Source organism: Brevundimonas sp. Br13 (assembly GCF_055391505.1).
Genome location: NZ_AP044008.1, coordinates 461,073 through 473,138, shown reverse-complemented (window position 1 = coordinate 473,138; position 12,066 = coordinate 461,073). Strand labels below are relative to the sequence as shown.

Here is a 12,066-nt window from a genome sequence, read left to right as displayed (position 1 = left end):
GTCAGGCGGCCGGTGAGAGGGGGGTGTCAGACGCGGAAGGCGGGGCGGAAGGCGGGGCGGAAGCGGGGGCGGAAGCGGGGCGGGGCAGGCCCCCCGACGGCGCCGACGCCGGCTCCTCGTCACCCGCGCCGGAACCGCCGGGCAGCAGAATATCGACCTTGGCCTTGTCGCGCAGCTGTTCCAACAGGCGTCTCACCCCTTCATAGGTCAGGTAGCGGACGATTTGCGGCCGAGCCTGTTCCAGAGTCGGCGGGTTTTCCTTGCGCCGGTCCTCGACCCGCAGCACGGCCCAGCCGCCCTCGGTCTGGAAGGGACCGACGGTCGAACCGGCCGGCTTGTCACGCAGGGCGCCGGCATAGGCCTGGGGCATGACGTCCAGGGTGGAATAGCCCAGGTCGCCGCCAGAAAAGCGGGTGGCCTCGTCGATCGACCGCTCCATGGCCACGGCCTCGAAGCTGGCGCCCTGGCCCAGAATGCCGATGACGGCGTCCGCCTCGGGCTTGGTGCGCGACAGGATCAGGCGGACCCGGATCTCCTCGGACGTCTTCGCCAGGCGCAGCTGCTCATTGTAAAGCGTCTGGATCGCCTGATCGGAGATGGCGCCGTTGACGACGCTCTCGACCAGCATGTCGCCTAGAATCCGTTCGCGGGTCGCCTCCAGCCGCCGCTGCGCCAGAGGTGAGGCGTCCAGGCGACGGCGCTCCGCTTCGCGCGCCAGCAGCTTCTGATCGACCACCTCGTCCAGAACCCGGCGGAAAAGCTCGGAGGTCACATCCAGGGGCTCGCCTTCCCCGACCAGACCCTGCGCCACCGCCTCGCGCTTGACGTCCGAGGCCCAGATGATCTGGTCCTGAACCTTGGCTACCTGCCGGTCGCCCGGCTGCGGCGCCCGATCGTCGTCGCCGCCGCGCGAACAGGCGGCCAGCATCATCGCCAAGGCCGTCGCGGCGACCAAGGCGATGCCGCCGACCGATCCAAGGCCCTCTCGGGAAGGGGCGTGTCGGAAATGGAGGCGCCGGAATGGGATCAAGGGGACGCTCCGTCGAAGGCGGCCGAAAGCCCCCGCGTTGACAGGGGTTAGGGCGGTGCTTAAGTCCCGCCTGCGCCCAAGTCGAGGGGTTTTGATCGTCTGCGCGGCCCTTCGCGCGCGCCTGTGTCGGCGCGGCGGGGTCGTCATCGGTCCGAACGCCGCTTGGGGCGCGATCCTCGCCGCCCCTCACGGGATTTCAGAGCCGCTCCTTAATGACGCTCGACCTTTACCGGATCTGACATGCTCGGCTTCGCCAAGAAACTCTTCGGCTCTTCCAACGACCGCAAGGTCAAGGCTTTCCAGGACCATGCCCAGCGCATCAATGCGCTAGAGCCCAAGTTCGCCGCCCTGTCGGACGACGAGCTGCGGATGATGACTGACGCTTTCCGCGACCGTCTGAGCAATGGCGAAAGCCTGGACAAGATCCTGCCGGAAGCCTTCGCCGTCGTGCGCGAGGCGTCCAAGCGGGTGCTGGGCCAGCGTCAATATGACGTCCAGCTGGCGGGCGGCATGATCCTGCATGAGGGCGGCATCGCCGAAATGCGGACCGGCGAAGGCAAGACCCTGGTCGCCGTGGCGCCGGTCTATCTGAACGCCCTGGAAGGCAAGGGCGTCCACGTCATCACCGTCAACGACTATCTGGCCCGCCGCGACGCCGAGACCATGGGCCGGGTCTATCGCTTCCTGGGTCTTGAGGTCGGGGTCATCGTCAACGGCCTGTCTCAGGGCCAGCGCCAGGCCGCCTACGCCGCCGACGTGACCTACGGCACCAACAACGAGTTCGGCTTCGACTATCTGCGCGACAACCTGGTCTATGACCGGCGCGAGATGGTGCAACGCCCCCACAACTTCGCCATCGTCGATGAGGTCGACTCCATCCTGATTGACGAGGCGCGCACGCCCCTGATCATCTCGGGCCCCACCGAGGACCGGTCGGACCTGTACAAGGTGCTGGACGCCCTGATCAAAGATCTGATCAAGGACAAGGACACCTATGAGCTGGACGAGAAGCAGAAGCAGGTTCTGCTGACCGAGCTGGGCTCCGAGCGTCTGGAAGAGGCCCTGGAGAAGGGCGGCCACTTCGCCCCCGACACCACCGGTCTTTACGACGCCGCCAACATCAGCCTGGTCCACCACTCCAACCAGGCCCTGCGCGCCAACACCCTGTATCAGCGGGACAAGGACTATATCATCAAGGGCGGCGAGATCATTCTGATCGACGAGTTCACCGGCCGGATGATGACCGGCCGGCGCCTGTCCGAAGGCCTGCACCAGGCCATCGAGGCCAAGGAGGACGTCAAGATCCAGCCCGAGAACCAGACCCTGGCCTCGGTCACGATCCAGAACTATTTCCGCCTGTATCAGAAGCTGTCCGGCATGACCGGCACGGCCGCGACCGAGGCCCAGGAGTTCGGCGACATCTACAAGATGGAGGTGCTGGAGGTGCCGACCAACCGGCCGATCCAGCGCAAGGACTATGACGACGAAGTCTATCGGACCCATGCGGAAAAGAGCCAGGCCATCGCCCGGCAGATCGCCGAATGCCACCTGGCGGGCCAGCCCATCCTGGTCGGCACGGTCTCGATCGAGCGCTCCGAACAGCTGTCCGAGCTGCTGCGCACCTACGAGTACAAGGTCGAGGTCTCGCGCAAGCTGAAGCCCCAGTACGAGGGCAAGGCCAAGGAGGCCGAGAAGATCGGCGACGCCGCCTATGACATCACCTATGAGACCAAGCTGCGCGGCATTCCGCACTCGGTCCTGAACGCGCGCCAGCATGAGCAGGAGGCCTATATCGTCGCCGACGCCGGTCTGCCGGGCGCGGTGACCATCGCCACCAACATGGCCGGCCGCGGCACCGACATCCAGCTCGGGGGCAACCTCGAGATGAAGATGCAGAAATGGCTGCTGGAACAGCGGAACATGGCCGTCGAGGTCACGCCCGAGATGCAGGCGGCCAAGGAGGCCGAGTTCAAGGCCGAGATCGCCGTCAACCGCGAGAAGGCCCTGGCCGCCGGCGGTCTGTTCGTCCTGGGCACCGAACGCCATGAGAGCCGCCGGATCGACAACCAGCTGCGCGGCCGCACCGGCCGCCAGGGCGACCCCGGCGTGTCGAAATTCTATCTGTCCTGCGAGGACGACCTGCTGCGCATCTTCGCCGGCGACCGTCTGGACTCGATCATGAAGACCTTCGGCGTCGCTGAGGGCGAGGCCATCACCCACCCTTGGCTGAACCGCGCCATCGAGACCGCCCAGAAGCGGGTCGAGACCCGCAACTATGACATCCGCAAGAACCTGCTGAAGTACGACGACGTCGTGAACGACCAGCGCAAGGCCGTGTTCGAACAGCGCCAGGAGTTCATGGATTCCGAGGATCTGTCGGAACTGGTCGGCGACTTCCGCCGTGACGTCGTGTCCGACCTGGTCGAACGCTACATGCCGCCCAAGGCCTATGCCGAGCAGTGGGACATCGACGGCCTGGATGAAAAGGTCCGCTCGACCTTGGGGCTGGAGCTGCCGCTCCACGACTGGGCGGCCGAGGAAGGCGTCTCCAACGAGGAGATCGAGGAGCGGCTGCTCGCCGCCGCCGACGCCCGCGCGGCCGAACGTCTGGAGCTGATCGGCGCCGAACAGACGCGCGGCCTGGAAAAGCAATTCATGCTGCAGATGATCGACATGCAGTGGCGCGAACACCTGGTCCATCTGGACCATCTGCGCGGCGTGATCGGCCTGCGCGGCTACGGCCAGCGCGATCCGTTGCAGGAGTATAAGACCGAGGCCTTCAACCTGTTCGAAGGTCTGCTCTACGACCTGCGCCACAACGTCACCCGCTGGCTGATGACGGTGGAGTTCCGCTTCCAGGCGCCGCCTGAACTGCCTGAGTTCCAGGAAATCCACCTGAACCCCGGCACCGGCGAAAATGAGATGGCCGATCCGGCCGCTCAGAACCCCGAAGGCCAGCTGATCGGCGACGACCGGTCGAAACTGCCGGTCGAGGCGCTTTCGCCGGGCTGGGAGATGACCGGCCGCAATGCACCCTGCCCCTGCGGCTCGGGCCGCAAGTTCAAACACTGCCACGGCGCCCTGATCTGAGCCTTTCGGCGTGGTAAGGACGAAAAAGAAGGCCCGGAGCAAATGCTCCGGGCCTTTGTCGTTTGCGACTGACGAGGCTCTTACTGGGCGGCGCCGCTCGCCGAGCGAACCTCGACCGGCAGGCCCAGGGCGTCGAGCTGGGGCTTGACCACCGAGGCGTCGCCGACGACCACCCAGACGAAGCGGGACGGGTCGAGCGCGGCCTGGGCCGCGGCGTCCAGTTCGGCCGTCGTCAGGGCGTTGGTGCGGGCGGCCACCGTTTCCGGATAGTCGTCCGGACGGCCCAGCATGTCGTTGACCCGCATGGCGTTCAGAACCGCCAAGGAGGTTTCATAGCTGCCGGCCAGACGGCGGGTATTGCCGTTGACGGTCCGCTCCAGCTCAGCCGGCGTCACGCCCTTGCCGCCCTTCAGGAAGTCGTTGAACTGGGCGTTCAGGGCGGTGATGGCCGGCCCGGTCTGGTCGGCCTGGACCGGGGCGGTGATCAGATAGGGCACGCGGCCGACGAAGCCGGCGGTCGAGGCGTTGACGCCGTAAGACCACCCCTTGGTCTCGCGCAGGTCCGAGTTGATGCGCGACAGGAAGTCGTTGCCCAGCACATTGTTGGCGGCGTTGAAGACCAGCAGGTCGTCCGAGCCCTTGGCCGACAAGACCGTCCCGCCCATGATGTAGGACTGAGGCGACTGCGGCCGGTCGATCAGCACGATCTTCGACGGGGTCGCGGGGATCGGCGCGGAATAATCCTTCACGCCCTTGGGGGTGGCCGAGGGGACCCAATGGCCGAACTGGGCGTCGAGCAGAGGCTTGATCTCCGCCAGAGGCTTGTCCGAGACCACGAAGATCTTGGCGTTGTCGGGCCGGATCCACTCGGCGTAGTCGGCGCGGATGTCGGCCTCGGTGATGGCCTTGACGCTGGCCTCGTCGCCGTTGCCGCTGAACGGGCGGCCATAGGGGTTGGCCGAGCCGTAGATCAGTTCGGGCAGGGCGCGATTGGCCAGGGCGGCCGGCTGGGTCCGTTCCGCCGCGATCCGCGCCAAACGGGTGGCGCGCAGCCGCTCCAGCTCGGATGCGGCGAAGGCCGGGGTCTTGACCACCTCGGCCAGGAGAGCGACCGAGGGCTCCAGGTTGGGCGTCACGGCCGACAGCTGGACCACCGACCGATCCATGGTGGCGCCGGTGGAGATGGCGGCGCCGAGGGTTTCCTGCGCCTCGGCCAGCTGGGTGGCGTTCAGATTGCGCGTACCCTCGTCCATCAGGTCCAGCATCAGGGTCTGCAGCCCCAGCTTGGACGCCTCGTCGGCGGCGATGCCCGCGTCGAACTCGACCGCGATCTTGGTCGCCGGCACGGCGTCGCGCTGGGCGTAGACCACCTCGACCCCGTTCGACAGGCGCGTGCGCTCCACAGTGGGGAAGTCGACGTTGGCGACGGCGGCGATCTCGGGCTTGGGCATGCGGGCCACGCGCTTGATCGGGGGCGCCGGGGTGCGGTTGGCGCCCGAGGGAGCCTCCGCCGCCTCCTGATAGGCCTCACGCTCGCCCGGCAGGGTGGTCAGGGTATAGGCCGGACGGGTCAGCCATTTCTGCATGGCCGCCTGGACCTGGGCGGGGGTGGCCGCCGCATAGGCCTGGAGCTCCTTCTTGTAGTGCTCCGGATCGCCGGCGTAGAGCTGGCCCTCAGCCAGGGCCACGGCCTTGCCGCCGAAGCCGCCGACCTGTTCCAGACCTTGAACCGTGCGCGAGACGTACTGGGTCTTGACCCGTTCCACCTCGGCCGCCGTCGGGCCGTTGGCGATCAGATCGTTCAGGATCTGGCGGGCGCGGGCCTCGACGGCCGCCGGGTCCTGGCCCGGCTTCACGTCGACGGTGATTTCGAACATGCCGACGCGGTGGAAGGCGCCGTTGTTCGCGCTGACCGAGACGGCGGTCTGCTCCCCGCGCACCAGTTCATTATCCAGCCGCGAGCTGGCCAGGCCGCCCAGGACCGAGGCGCCGATGCTGAGCGGCACGGTGTCCGCGTCCAACAGGCCGGGCACGGCCCAGCTGATCTGAATTCGGGCGTTGGAGACGCGGTCGTGGGTGGTTTCGCTGACCGGCGCCGGCAGGGTCGGTACGGAGGCCTGGGCCGGGGTGTTGACCGGGCCGCGCGGAATCGGGCCGAAATACTTCTCGGTCAGCTCCCGCGCCTTGGCCGGGGTGATGTCGCCGGCCAGGACCAGGACGGCGTTGTTCGGACCATAGTTGGAGCGGAACCAGTCCCGCACCGTCTCCATCGAGGCCGCGTCCAGGTCGGCCATCGAGCCGATGGTCGAGTGGCGATAAGGGTGGCCCTCCGGGAACAGGGCCTCAAGCTGCTTGTATTCGTTCAGGCCGTAGGGCTGGTTGTCGCCTTGGCGCTTCTCGTTCTGGACCACGCCGCGCTGGAGATCGAGCGTCTCCTGGCTGATGGCGCCGAGCATATAGCCCATCCGGTCGCTTTCCATGAACAGGGCCTGTTCCAGCGCCGGGGTCGGAACCGTCTCGAAATAGTTGGTGCGGTCGAACCAGGTGGTGCCGTTCATGTCCGTCGCGCCCATGTTGCGCATCGGGGTGAAATAGCTGCCCGGCGCATTCTCCGAGCCGCCGAACATCAGGTGTTCGAACAGGTGGGCGAAGCCCGTCTTGCCCTCAGGCTCGTCCTTGGAGCCGACGTTGTACCAGACCGATACGGCCACAACCGGGGCCTTGTGGTCTTCATGGACCAGAACGGTCAGGCCGTTGTCCAGGGTGAAGCGGGTGTAGGGAATGTCCACCTCGGCGACCAGTTCGGACACCGGTGCGGCCCGCAGGGCGGGCGCGGCGGCCTGGGCCGAGGCTACGGGGGCCGACGCGGCGGCGTTTGAGGCCCAGACCGGGGTGGAGACCGCCAGAAGGGCGGCGGCGGCGACGAGGGAAGAGGCGCGACGCATGGGTTCGACATCCTTGGTGACAGATGAACGACGACCATAACGACGGTCGATCCACTGGCAACGCGACCGACTGAACATGAACAAAGCTTCATCTTTCCGTGGGGCCGCCCCGGAAAAGGTTGCATCGCCGGACCCCCGGTCTTATGCGCGCGTCAATTCTCCCCATCGCGCCGTCGAATTTACCGAAAGAGCCGCCATGTCCGCCCCCGCCGACAAGCCCGTGAAGAAAGTCGTCCTCGCCTATTCGGGCGGGCTGGACACCTCGATCATCCTGAAATGGCTGCAGACCGAATATAACGCCGAGGTCGTGACCTTCACCGCCGACCTGGGTCAGGGCGAGGAGCTTGGCCCCGCACGAGAGAAGGCGCTGAAGCTGGGCATCAAGCCCGAGAACATCTTCATCGACGACCTGCGCGAGGAATTCGTGCGCGACTTCGTCTTCCCGATGTTCCGCGCCAATGCGCAGTATGAGGGCGACTATCTGTTGGGCACCTCGATCGCCCGCCCGCTGATCTCCAAGCGCCAGATCGAGATCGCCCGCCAGGTCGGCGCCGACGCCGTCTGTCACGGCGCGACCGGCAAGGGTAACGACCAGGTGCGGTTCGAACTGGGCTATTACGCCTTGGAGCCCGATATCCGCGTCATCGCCCCCTGGCGCGAATGGGCGTTCCGCAGCCGCGAGGCCCTGCTGGACTTCGCCGAGAAGAACCAGATCCCGATCGCCAAGGACAAGCGCGGCGAGGCGCCCTTCTCGGTCGACGCCAACCTTCTGCACTCCTCCTCCGAGGGCAAGGTTCTGGAAGACCCGGCGGTCGAAGCCCCCGAGTTCGTCCACCAGCGGACCATTTCGCCCGAGGACGCGCCGGACAAGGCCACGATCATCGAGATCGGCTTTGAACGCGGCGACGCCGTGTCGATCAACGGCGAGGCCATGAGCCCGGCCGCCATCCTGACCGCCCTGAACCAGTACGGCCACGACAACGGAATCGGCCGTCTGGACCTGGTCGAGAACCGTTTCGTCGGCATGAAGTCGCGCGGCGTTTATGAGACCCCCGGCGGGACCATACTGATCGCGGCCCACCGCGGCATCGAAAGCATCACCCTGGACGGCGGCTCCATGCACCTGAAGGACCAGCTGATGCCTAAATACGCCGAGCTGATCTACAACGGCTTCTGGTTCTCGCCCGAGCGCGAGATGCTTCAGGCGGCCATCGACAAGAGCCAGGAAAAGGTCTCCGGCACGGTCAAGGTCAAGCTGTACAAGGGCAATGTCTCGGTCATCGGCCGCGAGAGCCCCAACAGCCTGTACGACCAGGACCTGGTGACCTTCGAGGAAGGCGTCCAGGCCTATGATCACAAGGACGCCGCCGGCTTCATCAAGCTGAACGCGCTTCGCCTGCGCGTTCTCGCCAAGCGCGAGGCGCGCGAGGGCTAAGGCGCGACGTCTGACCGGGCGATTCTGAAGATCGCCCGGCTCCGGTCGTCGGTCACCCAGATCGACCCGTCGGACGCGACTGCTAGAGCCACGGGCGATCCGCGCGGTTGACGGCCCGCGACCGCGTCCCAGCCCGGCGTCAACACCTTGCCCCTGATACTGGGCGCGCCGGCCGGATAGGACAGGGCGCCGCGCGGATAGATGGCGTAGCGGCCGCCGATGTCGGTCAGGGGACGGCCCTGCGCGTCCGTCTCGGCCGCCACGATCCGCCCGCCCGCGCGGCGGTAGCCGTGCCAGCTCATCAGCAGCCGGCCGCGCAGTTCGGGGAACATCGCTCCGTCGTAATAGATCAGGTCCAGCGGCGCTGCGTGGGGCGGCAGCAGGGCGACCGGGCGGTCACGCTCGCTGCACCGCGCCTGGGCCGCGCTCCAGCCCGGCAGGGGCGTGGCCAGATCGACGCAATAGGGCCAGCCGTAATGGCCGCCGTGACGCAGGACATTGATCTCGTCATACGGATGGTCGGGCGTGGTCAGATCGACCGAGTTCTCCCCCTGGAGGATCGTGCCCGACGGGTGCCGGACCAAGGCGATGGAGTTCCTCAGGCCCGAGGCGAAGACGGTGCTGGCCTCAGCCCAGCGGCCGTTTCCAAGATAGGCGTGACGTCGCACCTGGGCCGTCGCGGCGCTGTCAACACAGGCGCCCGACGCATTGACGCGCGCCCGGCCTCTGGCGTCGATACAGCGGTCGCTGGGTGCGCCGACATTGACCAGCAGGGCGCCGTCGCCGTCGAAGACGAAGCTGGACAGGGGATGGCGGTTCTCATGCAGCCGATTGTCCGGCAGGTCGCCGATCACCGTCCGCACCGTCGCCGCCGGATCGGCCGCATCGGGATCCAGGGTCAGGATGCGGTTCATCTCGGACACATAGATCCGCCCGTCCGGCCCGCGCGCCGCCGTGTGGGGCATGGACAGGCCCCGGACCAGTCGTCGCCAGCGCGGGGCGCCGCCTTGATCGAACGACAGCCGCCAGACGGCGCCGCGGCCCGGCTCCCACCCGCCCAGGTCGGTGACCAGCCAGTCGCCGCCGTCCAAGGGCAGAAGGCCGCGTGGCATGCGGGGCCCCTCGCCGCCAGCGCCCTGCCAGACCAAGCCAAGACAATAGCCCGGCGCCGTCCGCACCGTGGTCGCAGGCCGACCCCCGCAGCCGCCGTCCACCGCATAGACGCGGTCGGCGGCGCGGGCGTCGTCGGGCCGTCCCAGGCTGAGGATCAGCGACAGGGCGACGACCGGAAGCCAGACGGGACAAGGACGGGCCATGCCCCATCTGATACGGCCAAGCCGGCCGCTAGGCCAGCAGGATCCACAGGCCCGTCGCGGCGAAACCGGCGGCGGCGGCGAACCGGATCCATTTCAGCGGCAGCTTCTTCGCCGCCGTCTCGCCCAGCAGGACGGCGGGCCCGTTGACCAGCATCATGCCCAGGGTCGAGCCGGCGACCACCACCGGCAGATTCTCGAATCGGGCGGCCAGCATGGCGGTGGCCACCTGGGTCTTGTCGCCCATCTCGATCAGGAAGAAGGCCGAGGCGGTGGTCCAGAAGATGGCCCAGAAGCCGCGCTGAACCTCGCCCTTCTGTTCGTCCAGGGTGTCGGGGATCAGGGCCCAGGCCGCGAAACCCAGAAAGGCGAGGCCGACGATCCAGCGCATCCACTCGCCCGTGATGAAATGGGCCAGGACGGTGCCGGCCAGGGCGGCGAAGGCGTGGTTCAGCAGGGTGGCCGCCAGAATGCCCAGGATGATGGGCGTGGGCCGTCGCCAGGTCGCCGCCATCACGATGGACAGCAACATGGTCTTGTCCCCGATCTCCGCGATGGAGACCAGGCCGGTCGAAATGAGGAAGGCTTCCAACGGGAACCTATATGCGCGGGAGCCTCGGCGGACGGACCTGTGGCGTTCGCAGCCGAGCCCCGCATGGACGTCCCTGCGAAAGCCGCCGGTCTTGCCGTGATCCGGATCTGAAAGACCCTGGACCGTTCCCGCGCCATCCTCTCCGGGAGAGGAAGTATGTTGACGCGGGCCCCGCTGATGGTTGCGGGCGGCTACTCCCCGATGACGGGGCGGGGTTTAGGCCAGGAGGCCGGAAATGAAAAGCTGATAACGACTCGCAAGAAGGGGTTCAGATCAGACCCTGCCGCCTGGCCTCGGCCGTGAGGCCGTCGCGGAACTCGGGCGCGGCGAGGGCGATCAGGGCGCGGGCCCGCTCGCCGGTCGATCGGCCCTTCAGGTTGGCCCACCCGTGCTCGGTGACGACGATATGCACGTCGTTGCGGGGCGTGGTGACCGGGCCGTCCAGCCGGGCGACGATGCGCGAGCAGCTCCCCCTGGCCGCCGTCGCATGACAGGCGATGATCGACTTGCCGCCGTCGGAGCCATAGGCGCCGCGCACGAAGTCCAGCTGTCCGCCCGAGGCGGTGAACTGGCGGCCGTTCAGATACTCCGAACAGCAGGCGCCGCTCAGGTCGATCTGTAGCGTGGCGTTGACCGAGACCATCCTGGCGTTGCGGGCGATGACGGCCGGATCGTTGACATAGGAGACAGGCCGGGCCTCCAGCCCCCGGTTCTCGTGCAGGAAGTCATAGGTGTTCTGGTCGCCCATCGAGAAGGCGAAGACCCCGACGCCGGGGTGCAGGGTCTTGCGGGTATGGTTCGCCACCCCGACCTGCATCAGCTCGACCAGGCCCGGTGTCAGCATTTCGGTGTGGACGCCCAGGTCGCGGTGGTTCTTCAGGGCGTCGCAGACGGCGTTGGGCAGGGCGCCGATCCCCATCTGCAATGTCGCGCCGTCCTCGACCAGGTCGGCGATGATCCGGCCGATGGCCAGGTCGGCCGGTTGGGGCTCGGCCCTGGGCACGGCCAGAAGCGGAGCGGCGTGTTCGACGATTCCGGACACCCGGGAAACATGGACGGTGCAGTCGCCGTACACGCGCGGCATATGCGGATTGACCTCGACCACGATGGTGCGGGCCGTCTCCGACACCGGCTTGGCGTAGTCGGTATTGGTGCCGAAGGAGAAGAAGCCGTCGGCGTCCATCGGCGAGACGGTGCAGACCAGGGCGTCGACCCCGACCTCGTCGCACAGCAGCCGGGGCGACTGCTGGAAACCGGTCGGGATGAACTGGACCGGGCTGGGCCGCCCCTCCTCGAAGGCGCGCTGCTCCAGCCGGCGTTCGACGGCGCTGTGGAACAGGCTCCAGGGCCGGATGCGGTCCATCAGCTCGTAACGCAGCACCGTGTCGCCGGCGATGGCGGTGGAGAGCAGATAATAGAGGTTCACATCCTCGACCTCGCCCCGCTCTGCCCGTTCGGCCAAGGCCTTCAGCAGGGCCGGGGGCTGGGACACGCCCAGGCCCATGGCGACCTTGGCGCCCGATACGATCAGGGCGGCGGCTTCGTCCGGCGTCTTCAGCCGTTCGGCGTAGAGGGCGGCGTGATCCATGGCGTCTCTCCCGTCTGCGCGCCCCTGTTCGGACGAGGCGTCGTCGGCGCCGACTATGCGGCGTCCTGCGGTC

Annotated in this window: 7 protein-coding genes and 1 riboswitch; of the genes, 2 read left to right on the top strand and 5 right to left on the bottom strand. The window is 67.4% G+C overall.

Annotated elements, in window-relative coordinates:
* Window position 1: 1 nt before the first annotated feature.
* Window positions 2-931: a peptidylprolyl isomerase gene (locus tag ACZ5M6_RS02310; protein WP_348683211.1), complete on the bottom strand. Its 930-nt coding sequence runs from the start codon at window positions 929-931 to the stop codon at window positions 2-4.
* A 339-nt stretch (window positions 932-1,270) separates the two neighbouring features.
* On the opposite strand from ACZ5M6_RS02310, the gene secA reads away from it, so the two are divergent.
* Window positions 1,271-4,120 carry a preprotein translocase subunit SecA gene (secA, locus tag ACZ5M6_RS02305; RefSeq protein WP_464159524.1) on the top strand — a complete coding sequence of 950 codons (2,850 nt, stop codon included), beginning with the start codon at window positions 1,271-1,273 and terminating at the stop codon, window positions 4,118-4,120.
* Window positions 4,121-4,200: 80 nt separating this feature from the next.
* On the opposite strand, the gene ACZ5M6_RS02300 is transcribed toward secA, so the two are convergent.
* Window positions 4,201-7,065: a M16 family metallopeptidase gene (locus tag ACZ5M6_RS02300; protein WP_464159522.1), complete on the bottom strand. Its 2,865-nt coding sequence runs from the start codon at window positions 7,063-7,065 to the stop codon at window positions 4,201-4,203.
* A 196-nt stretch (window positions 7,066-7,261) separates the two neighbouring features.
* Here ACZ5M6_RS02300 and ACZ5M6_RS02295 point away from each other — a divergent pair, with 196 nt between their 5' ends.
* A complete protein-coding gene (locus tag ACZ5M6_RS02295; protein ID WP_464159521.1) occupies window positions 7,262-8,500 on the top strand; it encodes an argininosuccinate synthase in 1,239 nt (412 codons plus the stop codon).
* Here ACZ5M6_RS02295 and ACZ5M6_RS02290 read toward each other — a convergent pair.
* The 3 genes from ACZ5M6_RS02290 to ACZ5M6_RS02280 all read right to left on the bottom strand — a co-directional run bounded on the left by ACZ5M6_RS02290 (window position 8,497) and on the right by ACZ5M6_RS02280 (window position 11,993).
* Window positions 8,497-9,816, bottom strand: a complete 1,320-nt coding sequence (locus ACZ5M6_RS02290) for a PQQ-dependent sugar dehydrogenase (protein ID WP_464159519.1) — start codon at window positions 9,814-9,816, stop codon at window positions 8,497-8,499. The genes ACZ5M6_RS02295 and ACZ5M6_RS02290 overlap by 4 nt on opposite strands.
* A gap of 28 nt (window positions 9,817-9,844) precedes the next feature.
* Complete coding sequence (locus tag ACZ5M6_RS02285; protein WP_183216561.1) at window positions 9,845-10,405, bottom strand: TMEM165/GDT1 family protein; 561 nt, start codon at window positions 10,403-10,405, stop codon at window positions 9,845-9,847.
* Window positions 10,406-10,435: 30 nt separating this feature from the next.
* A riboswitch (yybP-ykoY riboswitch) is annotated at window positions 10,436-10,617 on the bottom strand.
* Window positions 10,618-10,673: 56 nt separating this feature from the next.
* A complete protein-coding gene (locus ACZ5M6_RS02280) occupies window positions 10,674-11,993 on the bottom strand; it encodes an acetyl-CoA hydrolase/transferase family protein (RefSeq protein WP_464159518.1) in 1,320 nt (439 codons plus the stop codon).
* Window positions 11,994-12,066 lie beyond the last annotated feature (73 nt).

What these genes read in the sequence shown, in the direction of transcription:
- ACZ5M6_RS02300 (WP_464159522.1), bottom strand. Translation starts at nt 7,065, where the DNA reads ATGCGTCGCGCCTCTTCCCTCGTCGCCGCCGCCGCCCTTCTGGCGGTC.
- ACZ5M6_RS02295 (WP_464159521.1), top strand. Translation starts at nt 7,262, where the DNA reads ATGTCCGCCCCCGCCGACAAGCCCGTGAAGAAAGTCGTCCTCGCCTAT.
- secA (WP_464159524.1), top strand. Translation starts at nt 1,271, where the DNA reads ATGCTCGGCTTCGCCAAGAAACTCTTCGGCTCTTCCAACGACCGCAAG.
- ACZ5M6_RS02290 (WP_464159519.1), bottom strand. Translation starts at nt 9,816, where the DNA reads ATGGCCCGTCCTTGTCCCGTCTGGCTTCCGGTCGTCGCCCTGTCGCTG.
- ACZ5M6_RS02310 (WP_348683211.1), bottom strand. Translation starts at nt 931, where the DNA reads ATGATGCTGGCCGCCTGTTCGCGCGGCGGCGACGACGATCGGGCGCCG.
- ACZ5M6_RS02280 (WP_464159518.1), bottom strand. Translation starts at nt 11,993, where the DNA reads ATGGATCACGCCGCCCTCTACGCCGAACGGCTGAAGACGCCGGACGAA.